Raw genomic sequence first — 12,653 nt, 5'->3', positions numbered from 1 at the left:
AACTGGTTTATACGGGCGGCAGAATGTCGTCACAAATGGCCATCGACTACGAGGACGCGTTCGGCTATCCGCTCCGGGGAGATGGGGCACTGAAGCGATTTCTCGTCGGCGGGGGGGTGCCGTCGCTGCTGACGGTTGCGGTCTTCGCACTCATCGTGCTTTCCATCTTTCTCGCACCGGTCGCCATTCTGATCCTGTTGCTGGCACCCGTCTGGCTGGCGGTCGCCCTCCTCCTGGCCGGATACTACGTCCGCGTCGTCAGGGCGACGTACGACGGAAACGAGGACCCGCCGGCGTTCGGCGACTGGCAGGAACTGCTCGTCGACGGCGGCTACTCCGTCCTCATCGGGCTGGGGTACGCGCTCCCGCTGGTCCTCCTGGGAATCGTCGTCACCGTCGGCTTCGTCGCACTGGTCGGCGGCGGCGCGGCGATGGGCGGGTCGGACGCGGAGTCGGCCGTCGCCGCGCTCGGCTTGCTCTCGCTGCTGGTGTTCTCGCTCCTCTCGCTGGTGGTGATGGCGTACTCGCTGGCGGTGAGCTACCTCTATCCGATCTCGGTGTGCGTCTACGCCGACACGGGCGACGTCCGGTCGTCGTTCTCGACGGAGCGCCTCCTCCCGGTCGCGAAGTCGAGCGACTACGCGATTGCGTGGCTCGTCCAGGTCGGGGTCCTGTTCGGGATCCAGACGTTCGTCGGCATGCTGACCGTGATACTGCTCGGCTACCTCCTCTACCCGTTTCTGCCGTTCGCGACCTTCTTCGTCACGGTGGCGGCGTTCTACATGTTCGCGAAGGCCTACCAGAACGAGGCGGGGTTGGCGGAGGCGGGTGACGCTGCCGGGGACGGACCACCGGTCCGAGACGACAGTCAGCCCGGGACCGAGACGGGCTACTGAACGAGCTCGACGTCGTCGGCGAGTTCCAGCCGTGAGAGGGGGAACGAATAGCGCCTGTCCCGGGTCCGTTCTCTCGTAACGTCGCCCAGATAACTCGCCTCGACCACGAGGTCGTCCGTCGGGTACCCCTCGTTCGTCGGGTAGTCGGCCACGGTGGTGTCGGCGGCGTCGATGGCGACCTCGTCGGCCCGCCGGTCGGTGACGGCCCGGACGACGAGGCGGTCGCCGGTCTCGCGGTCGAACACGACGTCGCCCGGTTCCAGGCTGCACGCGGGACAGAGGTGTGGGCCAGGCGCGTCCTCGCCGACGAACGTCTCCGTCCCGCAGGAGTCACAGCGCGCCAGGGTCTTCCCCGGCGGGGGCACGCGGTGAGACGTTATCTCGATGGCGACGCGGCGCAGGTGCTTGCAGTGCTGGTGTCGGATCCGGTTGTCGGGGCACGTACACGAGCGCTCGGGCAGGTCGACGACGTAGGTCTCGCCGCTCTCGGCGTCGACGGCGTAGCGGCCCTCGCCCAGCGGCCGGACCGCCATCCGCTCGGTCCAGGCGCGCGCGGCCCGGTCGTCGAGTCGGCGCAGGTCCGGTGCGAGTGCGGTCTTCCGGGCGTCCGTGTGGGGTTCGATGAGCGTCATAGCAGGTCGGACGCGGCTGTCTTTGCGTCGGCGTCCAGTCGAAAGATAGGTGCTCGACGAGCGTAAATGGCTCGGTGAAACCGCAAGACTGCGTCGTGATTCGGGGCAGTCCGGGGGACAGCCACCCTTCGAAGCGCTTTTGGCCGGGCCCGAAAAACGGCAGGGCATGGACGTTGATCGGGAGACGGTCTACCAGCTCCTCCTGGCGGGCGGTGCCGTGACGCTGTTTATCGCCGGGGCAGTCTACGTCAGTTCTAACTACGGGGCCAACGGCAGCCTCACCGCCGAGGGCGGGACGATGCTCGTCGGCGTGCTCGGCCTCTTCGTACTGTTGATGCTCGGCGCTGGCCTCTTTCTCGAACGCAAGGAGTTCTGAGCGAGTCGGTGACGCGGTCGGCGGCCCGGTCGTCGCCGCTACTGCGGTCAGTCTGATTCCGACTCCGCTTCCTGGGCGTCGCGCCAGTCCTCGAGTTCGTCGTCCTCGGCGTCGTCGATCTTCTTCTCGTAGTAGGCCATCGGGTGCGAGATGGTGTCACAGAGGTCGTCGGGGTTGATGCAGTCGCCGTAGGACTGCATCGTCGCACACGACGGCGTCGAGTACTCCGTCGGGCTGGTGTCGCCGCGGATGTGGTCGACCTGGTAGCGCGTGGCCTCCTCGCCGAAGCCGGGGTTGACCTGGAACAGTTCGACGATCTCGTCGGTCGTCATCCCGATGCTCGTGAGGAAGGTGGCGATGGCGAACCGCGAGTGGTGTTCGAGGTGTTCGCCCTTCTGGACCTTGTCGAGCAGCGCCTGCATACAGGGCGGGAACAGTTCGGGGACGACGGTGTCGATGTCCCGGGTCAGGTCCAGGTCCGCGAGCACCTCCTGGACGCGCTCGACCTCGTCGGGGAGTTCGTCGGCGATGGGGTCCGGTACCGAAAACGGCAGGCCGTCGTCGATCCGGTGGCGGATCGCCTGTTTGAGCAGGACGTGGAGCTCCTGCTCGGTGACCGGGACCTGGCCGTCGGTGAGCGGGCGGTTGACCAGCCGCCACTCGTCGCCCCACTGGTCGGCCGCCAGGTCGAGATAGGCACCGACGTCGACGCGGTACCCATCTGCAGTCTCGTGGACCGAACTCGTCAGGTCGAACTCGGCGAGCAGGTCGGCGAGTTGCAGTCGCTCCGTTCGGGTGCTCTTCAATTCGTCGTCGGCCGCGAACTCCTCGCTGAAGCGCTCGCGGGCCGACTCGGCCTCGGCCTGGGCGTACTTCCGGGTGCAGACGTGGGCGTCGACGAGCGAGACGAGCACGCGCGCGACGGGATAGGAGAGCAACTCGACCCGCGTCCGGCGGTGTGGCTCGCCGACGCTCCCGTCGGTGATCGCCCACTCGACGCGCTCCAGCGCGCGCTCGACGACGTCGTCCTCCGTCGCCACGACCTGGACGAGGTCCACGTCGGCGGCGTCGACGGCCTCCCGGGCCGACTGGAGGAACGGGTAGCGCGCGTGGAGGGGTTGCATCGCTCCCTCGTTTCGTGCGAGGGTGGATAAATTCGGTGGTCCGATCGGGTGGGGCTCATCGGTCCGTCACAAACGACACTCCCACGGTCAGGAAAACGAACGTCCAACCCCCGTGGTCAGTCGCAGTCAGTTATCGGACGCGTCGTCGAGCAACCGCTCGAACCGTCGCCGGCTCTCGGCGGCGTACTGCGGCCGGTAGGGCCACAGTTCGTGCGTACAGGTCCCTTCCCACTCCGTCTCGACCATCGCCGTCGCGATGGCCGCGAAGTCGACGAAACCGAGGCCGACGGGGAGGTGTTCGTCCTCCTCGTCTCGCCGGGTCTCGTTGATGTGGACGTGGTCGATGCGGTCGCCGTGCTCGCGGATCAGGTCGGCCTGATCGGCGCCGTCCTGGCCCGTCACGTAGGCGTGCCCGGTATCCAGACAGCCCGCGGCGTCGGTCCGCTCGAAGAGGTCCGGGAAGTCACCGGCGTCGAAGTAGGGCGACTTCAGGTTCTCGACGCAGGGCGTGACCCCCAGGTCGGTCGCGTGAGCCGTCACCTCCCGGACGGTGTCGTAGATCCACTCCCGGACGTCGTCGTGGTCCCAGGTGTCCGGGTGGGCGTTCGAGACGCCGTGGAACACCGCCCGGTCCGCGCCCATCTCCGCCGCCGCGTCGAGCGCTGCCTCCAGTTCCTGGACCGCCCCCTCGCGGACGTGCTCGTGGGGCGAGCCGGGGTCCAGTCGATACGGGAGGTGCGCGACCAGGTCGACGCCGTGGTCGGCGGCGGTGGCCCCGATAGCAGCGGGGTCGACGGTCCGGCGCTCGAAGCCGTGTTCCATGTTCAACTCGACGAAGTCGAAGTCCCGGTCGTCGGCGAACGCGAGCGCGTCCTCGTAGTCCGCTCGCTGACCGACCATGAATCCCTGACTGATCATACGGGGGAGTGGCGCGGCCGGCAAGTCAGTGTGTCGGGGCGCGGAGGTCGAACCGCAGAAGCTGATCTACTGCCCTCGGAGAACGAATTCAGTCCTCAAACCGCGACTCCAGTTCCCGGATCACCTGCTCGGTCTGACCGCCGTCGCCGCGGATGGCCTTCCGGTAGTGCTGGTACTCCTGGCGGGACAGCTGGACGGTCTTTGTCTCGCCCTGGCGCTTGAGTTCCAGGCTGACCTCGTCGGTCGGGTTGTTCCGGACGTGGAACTCGGCGATGGCGGTGAAGACGAACCAGAAGGCGAGGCTGCCCCCGGCGAAGTAGGTGAGCATCGTCGGGAACGCCATCTGGTTCGCCCCGTCGGTCCAGCTGTGGGGATACGAGCGGGTGAACAGCCAGACGCCGCCGAGACACAGCACGGTCCCGGCGAGGACGCCAAGGCGCTCGCGACGGCTGGCGGGCAGGACGACGACGACGCCGATCATCAGCGCCGGAATGGCCAGCCCGGCGACGACGCCGGCGATGCCCTGTGCCTCGATGACCCCGTCGGCCCCGACGATTCCGTTGACCGAACCGGTCCCGACGACGATGGCCGCGACGATGGCGACCACGCCGACGGCGACCAGCGCGGCGCCGGCGTAGACGCGTCTCGGGTCGCGGCCCTCGAATCGCGAGCCCGTGTAGGCGTCGCCGAGACTCTCCATGATCGATCCGTCGTATTCGTTCTACTAAATCATGCGTCAGACGCTCGCAAGACTCGGAGGGGTTGGACCGGGGGACGTAGCTAGCTGGACCGACAACAAAGGAAAGCCCCGGCCGGTTCGGCTCGGTGCGCCGGCTGCGCTCCTCGGCTCGCTGCCGCTCGCCTGCGGTGCCCTCAGCGAAGCTGAGGACTACGCGAGAGCTTCGCTCTCGCGGTCGCTAGACCGCCGCGCCTTCCCCGAACCGGCCGCCCCTTTCATTCCCACCCACGTAGTTAGCGAAGGGAGTCAAACCACGTGGCTAGCTGCCGAAACTGAGAGAGAAAACCGAGAGACGGAGTAGGCGTTACTCGCTCTGGATGCGGGGCGCCAGCATGTAAGTCACGTTACCCTGGCCCTCGGCGAAGTCGAAGTGCATCTTGACGGGGAACTCCTCGCCAAGTTCCATCCGGACCTCGGCGTCCTTCGGGATGGCCTTGTTCATGTTCTTCAGGTAGTCCAGCGAGAACAGGGAGTGGGCGTCGCCGGCGGTCAGGTCGATGAGGTCGCCCTCGTCGAGTTCGAGGTGGACGTCGTCGGTGTCGCCCTCCGCGTCGACGTAGAACAGTTCGTCGGCGGAATCGACGCCGAGCGCGATGTGGTCCGAGACCATGTCTGCGGCCTTCACCGAGCGGGCGATGTCGCGGCCCTCGATGACGACGTGGGCCGGCAGGTCGAGATCCGGCAGGTCCGGCTCCTGGCGGATGGAGTCGGGGTCGATGAGTGCGAGGGTGTACTCCAGACCGTCGATGGCGATGTGGAGCTTGCGGGTCTCCTCGTCGAGTTCGAGGTGGACGAGCTGGCCGGCGTCGCCCATCCCGGCGATGTCCTCGAGGCGGGCGAGGTTGACGCCGATGAGGCCGCCGTCGGTCTCGTAAGATTCGAAGGCGCTGGCTTCCAGCGTCATGTCGACCATGCCGACGTTGGCCGGGTCGACGGCACGGATCTCGATGCCGTCCTCGTCGAGGTGGATCTTGCACTCGTCCACCAGCACGCTCACAGAGTCGAGAGCAGCCTGGAGCGTGTCCGCGCTCACGATAGCGTTGAACATCTTGAAGCGGGCTACGCCCCCATCCGTTAAAAAGTCACTTCATTACGCCCACGCGCGAGCGGGCGGCCCGGTAATTCGATAACGTACCATTCGGATGCCGTCCGCGGAATTGCTTTCCCCGTCAGCCGCCAACCTGTGTACGTGATGTCAGATCCGCCAGCGAGCGGCCAGTTCGACGACAGCGGGACCGCGTACTCGCGACGGACAGTGCTCCGCGTCGGCGGAGCGGCGGCCGGGACCGTCGCGGCGAGCGGCGTCGCCGCTGCCCAGAACGAGACGGGGGCCGACGGGACGGAGGCCAGCGAGACGCCGTCGCGGGTCACCACCACGGGCGTCACGCTGGAACAGGAGAACATCGAGGGAGACCTGGTCGGGATGTGGATCCACGTCGGCCGCCCGGTCGAACCGGTCCAGGCGAGCATCGCTGACCAGTGCGACGTCGTCGACTGGGGCGACGAAGACACCCTCACGTACGACGTCACGCTGTTCGACCGCCGGGCCGACCAATACGAACAGCGAACGCAGCTCTACCTCCCGCGGCGCGCCGAAATCGGCGGTGGCGACCTGTTCATCGTCAACGACGAGATACCGTGCGAGAGCGGGTACGTCGCCGTCGAGCTCGAACAGATAGGCGCCCGGAACGTCGACGCCGGCACCAAGCCCGGCGAGGGGATCACGGAGACCGGCGACGGGGCCGACACGGCAGCAGGTGGCGGCGCCCAGGAACCCAGCGGTGGCGCCGGCCCCGGGTTCGGTCTCTTCGCCGCAGCGGGCGGCCTGCTCGGCGGTGGCTGGCTCCTGAACCGCGGCGGCGAAGAAAACGGAGACGGGAACGGAGGATCAGACAGCTGACAGTGGTGGTTGTACGCCCGTGCCGGTGTTCGAGGTGGCCGGTCACCGGCGAACGCCGGTGAAAAGGTACCACCACCACGGTGAGGCGGCCTCACCGACTGCTCAGGCCGGGTCGGCGTCGAATATCTCGGGGTCTTCCTCGCCCTCGACCGAGACGACGGCCAGCGCGCCCTTCCGGGCGACCCGACTCAGCGCGTGGTCGACGAGTTTGATCGGTCCCGGCACGGGGTTGTGCAGGGTCGCGACCACGGCCGATCCTGGCATCACCGGCGTCGTCTGGACGTTCACCTGTGGGTGGGACTCCGTCGATCCCTGCGGGTACACCTCGTCCCACACCGAGCCGATGGGGTGGAAGCTGGAGGTGAGGTTCGGCCCGCCGACGGCGAAGAACACCCGGACCGTCTCGTCGGTCCCGACGGTCGGCGCGCCGTGGACGTCCGGCGTGATGGCGTACTTCTCGCCGTTGACGAGGACGTAGGTCGGGTCCTCGGCCCGCTGGGTCTCGAAGTCGAAGTCGTGGTGGCCCTCCTCGCCGGCCTCACCCGTGGTGTAGAGTTCGTGCTGGCCGAAGTAGAGCTCGTGGTCCACCGCCGGCAGGCCCGCTTCGGGCTCGACGAGGATCATCCCGAACATCCCCGAGGAGATGTGGTAGTCCAGGTTCGGCACGGCGCAGTGGTAGACGAACGCGCCCGCGTAGGTGGTCTTGAACCGGAACGTCGCGCTCTCGCCGGGATTGACCATCGATGCCTCGGCGCCGCCGCCAGGTCCACGCACCGCGTGCAGGTCGATGTTGTGAGGCATCGAGTTGCTCTCGTCGTTGGTGACGGTGAGGTTCACCGTGTCGCCGACGCGAACGCGGATCATCGGGCCCGGGATCTGCTCGTCGAAGGTCATGTACGTGTACGTGACCCCGGGCTCGACTTCGGCGACGACCTCCTTCGTCGTCATCTCGATGTCGTGAGTCGTCGGTTCGTCCCGGTCGATGGGCGACGGAATGTCGGTCGGGTCCGCGGCGACGCGGTCGACGTCGGTTGCTTTGGCTGGGTTCATGGATGGCTCCTGTGGGGTACTCTGGTCGACTTGCGGTTCTTCGATGGTTCCCGGCGTGGAAACGCACCCGGCGACGGCGGTCGCACCGCCGACCCCGAGTGCTTGCAACACGCGCCGGCGCGTCGTGAGCGGGACGTTTGACATAGCTAACTCCCTCTACCTACTGCTTGTCCGACCACCCGCATATACCAGGTAGCGGCATCTCAGCGGGCGAGAAGTGGTCTCAGGGATCGGGAACCGGCCCGAACGTGTTCGGATCGGCGACGACCCCCTGTTCGATCTGAGAACGAGTCCCCTGGCCGTCCCGAGACTCGAACGCGGGCGGGTACAGCGGGACCGGCCACGCTTACGGGGATTTATGGTGCAGAGCGGTCCACTCGTGAGTGATGGTCCAGCCGGTGCTGAAGTGGGCGGGCGGGAAGCGCCAGTTACTCACAGAGATCACTGCCCGCTTTCCCGAGTCCCACGAGCGCTATCACGAGCCCTTCTTCGGCGGCGGCGCCGTCTTCTTCGACCTCGCGCCCGACGAAGGCTCGATCAACGACATCAACCGCCGACTCGTGAACCTCTATCGCGTCGTCCAGCGCCAGCCCGAGCGACTCGTCGAGGAGAACCGGACCCACGAACACTCGGACGACTACTACTACGACGCCCGCGACGAGTTCAACCGACTACACGCTATCGACGACAAGACGGAGGACGAGCGCGTCCGCGAGGCCAGTCTCTTCATCTACCTCAACCGGACCTGCTTCAACGGCCTCTACCGCGAGAACCAGAACGGCGAGTTCAACGTCCCCGTCGGCAACTACGCCAACCCCGACTGGGTCCAGGCCGATCGGGTCCGCGCCGTCAGCGAGGCGCTCCAGGACACCGCCATCCACAACGAAGACTTCGAGTACGTCCGCGAGGCGGCCAGCGCCGGCGATCTGGTCTACTTCGACCCGCCCTACCAGCCCGTCTCGACGACGGCAGACTTCAACGACTACCACGCCGAGGGGTTCGACCGGGACGACCAGCGCCGCCTCCGCGACCTGGCCGTCGACCTGGACGAGGCGGGCGTCCGCGTCGTCCTCTCGAACTCCCCGCCCGTGGCGGAACTGTACGAGGACTACGACTCGTTCGAGGTGGAGATCGTCCAGGCGACCAGGGCGATCAACTCCGACGGCGATGGGCGAGGTGAGGTGGCCGAGGTCATCATCACGAACGTGCCGGCCGACGAACGACGGCGGCGGGAACTGAGTGAATTTTCCGACTGATAGTGGTCGTTGTATCTTTTTGCCGGCGTCCGACGGTACCGGCCACGTCGAACGCCGGTAAGGGCTTACAACGACCACTATGAGACGGACAAAAACAGCTACTACCCCTCGGGACGCCCGGTCTGCTGGTTCTGTCGCCCGAGTCGGTGACGAGCCGAACACTTATTTCGGCGGCTGATCTAATTTCACACAGAATGGTTCAGAAAGGGGATGCACCGACCGCGGAAAAAGTCGCGGCCGCTGTGGGTGGCGACGTGGAGACGGCCAGGCGCGCACTCCTGGCCGTCGAATTCGACGACGATTGCGAGTAGGTGTGTTGCGTGTCTGTCGATGATTCTCCGGAGTTCGAGTTCGAACTCCAGACCATCCTCGGGACGGCGGTGACACCTTCGACTGGGCTCGGTGACGAGGACGCCATCCGTCTGAGTGTGGCAAAGCGGACGGTCGACCAGAATTACCTCGAGATAGACGAGTACATCGACGGCGATCTCGCCACGAATCCGGTGTTCATCTGCCACCGGGACAGGAGAGAAGACGGAGGGGTTCGAAGCGTTACGGCTGGTGCACAATTACCTCGCGTCGGTCTATTCGTTCAACGAGACGATCCGCGTTCTCGTCAACTGCCACACGGAAGACGGTGTCACGTTCCAGAGCAGCGACTTTACCACCGGATCAGAAGAGATCGCGTCGTACTACGGGCGAAAGCTGAGCTTTCTCAGAGGACTTCGGACCGATTTCCAGCACGGGGGGTTCTCCTGTCTCACCTTCGAACGAGCGGGAGAACTCGGGAACTTCGGTGGGTATCACGTCGTCTTCGACCGGGATGCATTCGTCAACGACAGCGGTCTCCGGGAGCCGACCCGTTTTCTCCGGCACACGAACGCGCGTGAACGGCGTCATCCACTCTGTTTTCTCGGACAGTTCCACCAGAACACGGTACAGGAGTTTCACGCGGACGTCGAGCGATGGTTCGACGAGGGGTGACGCGGCTTTCGCTCGAACGACACCGGTAAAGCCATCCGTGAATTACTGCGAGCAACGGATATGTCTGGGAAAGACGACTACTACAACAGGGCCAAGCAGGAGGGGTATCGCGCCCGCTCGGCCTACAAGCTGCAGCAACTCGACGAGACGGCCGGGTTGCTCGGCGAGGGCGGCACCGTCGTCGATCTGGGCGCTGCCCCCGGCGGGTGGCTCCAGGTCGCGGCCGAGCGCGTCGGCGACGGGGGCACCGTCGTCGGCGTCGACCGCCAGCGCATCGACGAACTGGACGACGACCACGGCGCCGCCATCGAGTACGTCCGCGGCGACATGACCGACGCGGACACCGTCGACGAGGTCGTCGACATCGTCGGCGATGCCGATACCGTCATCTCCGACATGGCACCGAACATGTCTGGCGACTACGACCTCGACCACGCCCGGTCGGTCCACCTGGCGAGCCAGGCGTTCGACATCGCCCTGCACGTGCTCGGCAGCGGCGGCGACTTCGCGGCGAAGGTGTTCGACGGGCGCGACCTCGACGACCTGAAAGAACGCGTCGAAGGGGAGTTCGAGTACGTCCGCGAGGTCCGCCCCGACGCCTCCCGCGACGCCTCCTCCGAGCTCTACCTCGTCGGCAAGGGCTTCCTCACCGCGCCCGTCCGCGAGGGCGACGAACTGGAAGTGACCATCGAGGACGTCGGCAGCGAGGGCGACGGCATCGCCAAGGTCGAGGGCTACACCCTCTTCGTCGGCGGCACCGAGGCGGGCGAGACGCTGACGGTCCGCGTCGACGACGTCAAGCCGAACTTCGGCTTCGCACAGCCGCTGGACGGCTACTGAGCCGATCCAGCCAGAAACTCGACGACGTATTAACCGCCGTGGGCGGGACTGAAAGGGGCGGGCGGCTACGCGAACCCCGGTCCCACAAGCACCGCAGCGAGTGAAACGAGCGAGGAGCGCAGAGGGGCCGCGGGAGCGTAGCCGGCCGGGGCTTTCAGGCTGTTCTTGCGCCGGTCCATCGTGGATTCGCGACCAGAGTTTCCCGTCACGGTGGGCCAATCTTCATGGCCGCCCCGAGCGGGTGTTACTGTATGACACGCCCCGACGAAGCGATGCGACGATTCGAGGTCCCCGACGTCGACGACCTTCCGGACGACCTCCGGGAGCGCATCGAGGAAGAGACGGAGCGAGCGGGCTTCACACCGAACATCTTCAGGGCGCTGGCGTACCGCCCCTCGCACTTCCGGGCCTTCTTCGCCTATCACGACGCGCTGGTCGAGTGGACCGAGCTCGAACGCGAAGAGGTGGAGATGATCGTCGTCGCCGTCAGCGGCGCGAACGACTGTCTCTACTGCGTCGTCGCCCACGGCGCGCTGTGTCGCATCTACGCAGAGGACCCCCACCTCGCCGAGCAACTCGCGACGAACCACCGGACGGCGAACGTCGGCGACGCCCACCGCGCGATGCTCGACTTCGCGGTGAAACTGACCGAACGACCGGCTGAGATAGGGGAGGACGACTTCGAACGATTGGAAGACCACGGCTTCAGCCGTCGGGCTATCTGGGATATCGGCAGCGTCGCGGCCTTCTTCGCCCTCTCGAACCGGCTGGCCCACCTCGCGGACGTGCGGCCGAACGAGGAGTTCTACGACCTGGGGCGGGACCAGGGTGAGAGCGAGTGAGCAGCTGAGAGATGGAGAGAAGAGTCCTCAGAGCGTCTGTCAGTCCGCCCGCGCCGGGACGACGGTCGCGTCGGTCCGTTTCGCCAGTTCGACGACGCCGTAGACGAACGGGGTGTCGAGCACCGCGACGCCGAGTTTGAACACGTACTGGCCGACGACGAGCGCCAGGGCCTCCGCGAACGGCAGTCCCTGGAGGACGTAGAAGCCGACGCCGACGAAGATGACGGTGTCGAGCAACTGGCTGGTCGCCGTCGATCCGATGTTGCGTAGCCAGAGTCGGTCGCCGTCAGTGTACTCGCGGAGTCGGTGGAAGACGATAACGTCCCAGTTCTGGCTGACGACGTACGCCGAGAGGCTAGCGATCACGATCGGCGTACTGGCGCCGAGGACGTTCCTGAAAGCGACCAGATCGACCGACTGGGCCTCCTGGGGGAGCGCGGGCGCAGCGATGGTCGACCGCACGAGGACGAGCAACACGATGGTCATCACGAACCCGACGTTGACCATCACCTGGGCGTCGCGTTTGCCGTACAGCTCCGCGACGCAGTCCGAGGCGAAGAAGGTCAACGCGTAGGCTAGCGCGGCGCCCGGAAGCACGAGCGCGTCGCCGGCCAGCGGCAGCGAGAACGGGAGCCCGAACGCCAGGAGCTTCGCCGCCGTCACCTGCGCGGTGACCAGTGCTGTGACGAACAGCCCGACGAGCCCCACCTGTAGCGGCGCCATCGACGGGGTGCGGGCCGACGTCGCTGCCGTCGCAGTGCCGTCACTCATCGTCGGTCGCCTCCTCGTCTTCGAGACGACCGTGTCGGTCGTCTATCTCGTCGAGGATGTCCAGGTTCTTGCGGATCGAGGCCCGGATGGCGTCGCTCCGGTTGACGAACTTCCCGTCGTCGCCGACGTGGCGGTCCAGGTCGTTCAGGAGTTCCCCGGGAATCTCCACGCTAATCTTCGGCATGTCTTCTCCAGGTAGCCTCTCGGTAATATGGGATACGATCTGTTGGGACGAACTGCGGGCCCTTCTGTTCGGGAGACTGCGACAGGACCGCCGCCAACAGAAGAAAGCCCTCGGCCAGTTACACTCCCGCGGCTTGCTGCG

General features: G+C 66.3%; 15 protein-coding genes. 7 read left to right on the top strand and 8 right to left on the bottom strand.

The window, feature by feature from the left end; genetic code table 11:
* Positions 1–35: 35 nt before the first annotated feature.
* The gene (locus AC5FRV_RS06060) at positions 36–896 is read left to right on the top strand and encodes a DUF4013 domain-containing protein (RefSeq protein WP_493560206.1); all 861 of its coding nucleotides are present in this window, start codon (positions 36–38) and stop codon (positions 894–896) included.
* Here the strand turns inward: AC5FRV_RS06060 and AC5FRV_RS06055 are convergent.
* Positions 890–1,528: an SWIM zinc finger family protein gene (locus AC5FRV_RS06055; RefSeq protein WP_493560205.1), complete on the bottom strand. Its 639-nt coding sequence runs from the start codon at positions 1,526–1,528 to the stop codon at positions 890–892. The genes AC5FRV_RS06060 and AC5FRV_RS06055 overlap by 7 nt on opposite strands.
* Before the next feature lie 166 nt (positions 1,529–1,694).
* On the opposite strand from AC5FRV_RS06055, the gene AC5FRV_RS06050 reads away from it, so the two are divergent.
* On the top strand, positions 1,695–1,904 hold the full coding sequence (locus AC5FRV_RS06050) for a DUF7472 family protein (RefSeq protein WP_493560204.1): 210 nt from the start codon (positions 1,695–1,697) through the stop codon (positions 1,902–1,904).
* 47 nt (positions 1,905–1,951) lie between these two features.
* On the opposite strand, the gene priL is transcribed toward AC5FRV_RS06050, so the two are convergent.
* The 4 genes from priL to AC5FRV_RS06030 form a co-directional block, all read right to left on the bottom strand.
* Complete coding sequence (gene priL, locus AC5FRV_RS06045) at positions 1,952–3,028, bottom strand: DNA primase regulatory subunit PriL (RefSeq protein ID WP_493560203.1); 1,077 nt, start codon at positions 3,026–3,028, stop codon at positions 1,952–1,954.
* Positions 3,029–3,154: 126 nt separating this feature from the next.
* Positions 3,155–3,946: a sugar phosphate isomerase/epimerase family protein gene (locus AC5FRV_RS06040; RefSeq protein ID WP_493560202.1), complete on the bottom strand. Its 792-nt coding sequence runs from the start codon at positions 3,944–3,946 to the stop codon at positions 3,155–3,157.
* Positions 3,947–4,034: 88 nt separating this feature from the next.
* Positions 4,035–4,646, bottom strand: a complete 612-nt coding sequence (locus AC5FRV_RS06035; RefSeq protein ID WP_493560201.1) for a cell division protein CdpA domain-containing protein — start codon at positions 4,644–4,646, stop codon at positions 4,035–4,037.
* A 343-nt stretch (positions 4,647–4,989) separates the two neighbouring features.
* Positions 4,990–5,733: a DNA polymerase sliding clamp gene (locus AC5FRV_RS06030; RefSeq protein ID WP_089812837.1), complete on the bottom strand. Its 744-nt coding sequence runs from the start codon at positions 5,731–5,733 to the stop codon at positions 4,990–4,992.
* 144 nt (positions 5,734–5,877) lie between these two features.
* Here AC5FRV_RS06030 and AC5FRV_RS06025 point away from each other — a divergent pair, with 144 nt between their 5' ends.
* Positions 5,878–6,585 carry a hypothetical protein gene (locus AC5FRV_RS06025; RefSeq protein ID WP_493560200.1) on the top strand — a complete coding sequence of 236 codons (708 nt, stop codon included), beginning with the start codon at positions 5,878–5,880 and terminating at the stop codon, positions 6,583–6,585.
* A gap of 102 nt (positions 6,586–6,687) precedes the next feature.
* On the opposite strand, the gene nirK is transcribed toward AC5FRV_RS06025, so the two are convergent.
* Positions 6,688–7,779: a copper-containing nitrite reductase gene (nirK, locus tag AC5FRV_RS06020; protein WP_493560199.1), complete on the bottom strand. Its 1,092-nt coding sequence runs from the start codon at positions 7,777–7,779 to the stop codon at positions 6,688–6,690.
* A 242-nt stretch (positions 7,780–8,021) separates the two neighbouring features.
* Here nirK and AC5FRV_RS06015 point away from each other — a divergent pair, with 242 nt between their 5' ends.
* The 4 genes from AC5FRV_RS06015 to AC5FRV_RS06000 all read left to right on the top strand — a co-directional run bounded on the left by AC5FRV_RS06015 (position 8,022) and on the right by AC5FRV_RS06000 (position 11,557).
* Positions 8,022–8,891, top strand: a complete 870-nt coding sequence (locus tag AC5FRV_RS06015) for a DNA adenine methylase (protein WP_493560198.1) — start codon at positions 8,022–8,024, stop codon at positions 8,889–8,891.
* Between the two features lie 561 nt (positions 8,892–9,452).
* Entirely contained in the window at positions 9,453–9,875 is a 423-nt protein-coding gene (locus AC5FRV_RS06010; RefSeq protein ID WP_493560197.1) for a hypothetical protein, read from the top strand.
* Between the two features lie 60 nt (positions 9,876–9,935).
* Positions 9,936–10,715, top strand: coding sequence for an SAM-dependent methyltransferase (locus AC5FRV_RS06005; protein ID WP_493560196.1), 780 nt, complete (start codon positions 9,936–9,938; stop codon positions 10,713–10,715).
* A gap of 251 nt (positions 10,716–10,966) precedes the next feature.
* Positions 10,967–11,557, top strand: a complete 591-nt coding sequence (locus AC5FRV_RS06000; RefSeq protein WP_493560195.1) for a peroxidase-related enzyme — start codon at positions 10,967–10,969, stop codon at positions 11,555–11,557.
* Between the two features lie 39 nt (positions 11,558–11,596).
* On the opposite strand, the gene AC5FRV_RS05995 is transcribed toward AC5FRV_RS06000, so the two are convergent.
* The gene (locus AC5FRV_RS05995; protein WP_493560866.1) at positions 11,597–12,280 is read right to left on the bottom strand and encodes a queuosine precursor transporter; all 684 of its coding nucleotides are present in this window, start codon (positions 12,278–12,280) and stop codon (positions 11,597–11,599) included.
* 40 nt (positions 12,281–12,320) lie between these two features.
* Complete coding sequence (locus AC5FRV_RS05990) at positions 12,321–12,512, bottom strand: ribbon-helix-helix domain-containing protein (protein ID WP_493560194.1); 192 nt, start codon at positions 12,510–12,512, stop codon at positions 12,321–12,323.
* Between the last annotated feature and the right edge of the window lie 141 nt (positions 12,513–12,653).

The organism is Halomicrobium sp. HArcel3 (genome assembly GCF_058933135.1).
The sequence above is the reverse complement of the archived record's forward strand: the minus strand, read 5'-3'. Positions and strand labels throughout refer to the sequence as shown.

Coding starts and splice junctions, on each gene's coding strand:
- AC5FRV_RS06000 (WP_493560195.1), top strand. CDS start 10,967: ATGACACGCCCCGACGAAGCGATGCGACGATTCGAGGTCCCCGACGTC.
- AC5FRV_RS06060 (WP_493560206.1), top strand. CDS start 36: ATGGCCATCGACTACGAGGACGCGTTCGGCTATCCGCTCCGGGGAGAT.
- AC5FRV_RS05995 (WP_493560866.1), bottom strand. CDS start 12,280: ATGGCGCCGCTACAGGTGGGGCTCGTCGGGCTGTTCGTCACAGCACTG.
- AC5FRV_RS06040 (WP_493560202.1), bottom strand. CDS start 3,946: ATGATCAGTCAGGGATTCATGGTCGGTCAGCGAGCGGACTACGAGGAC.
- AC5FRV_RS06035 (WP_493560201.1), bottom strand. CDS start 4,646: ATGGAGAGTCTCGGCGACGCCTACACGGGCTCGCGATTCGAGGGCCGC.
- AC5FRV_RS05990 (WP_493560194.1), bottom strand. CDS start 12,512: ATGCCGAAGATTAGCGTGGAGATTCCCGGGGAACTCCTGAACGACCTG.
- AC5FRV_RS06030 (WP_089812837.1), bottom strand. CDS start 5,733: ATGTTCAACGCTATCGTGAGCGCGGACACGCTCCAGGCTGCTCTCGAC.
- AC5FRV_RS06015 (WP_493560198.1), top strand. CDS start 8,022: ATGGTCCAGCCGGTGCTGAAGTGGGCGGGCGGGAAGCGCCAGTTACTC.
- AC5FRV_RS06050 (WP_493560204.1), top strand. CDS start 1,695: ATGGACGTTGATCGGGAGACGGTCTACCAGCTCCTCCTGGCGGGCGGT.
- nirK (WP_493560199.1), bottom strand. CDS start 7,779: ATGTCAAACGTCCCGCTCACGACGCGCCGGCGCGTGTTGCAAGCACTC.
- priL (WP_493560203.1), bottom strand. CDS start 3,028: ATGCAACCCCTCCACGCGCGCTACCCGTTCCTCCAGTCGGCCCGGGAG.
- AC5FRV_RS06055 (WP_493560205.1), bottom strand. CDS start 1,528: ATGACGCTCATCGAACCCCACACGGACGCCCGGAAGACCGCACTCGCA.
- AC5FRV_RS06025 (WP_493560200.1), top strand. CDS start 5,878: ATGTCAGATCCGCCAGCGAGCGGCCAGTTCGACGACAGCGGGACCGCG.
- AC5FRV_RS06005 (WP_493560196.1), top strand. CDS start 9,936: ATGTCTGGGAAAGACGACTACTACAACAGGGCCAAGCAGGAGGGGTAT.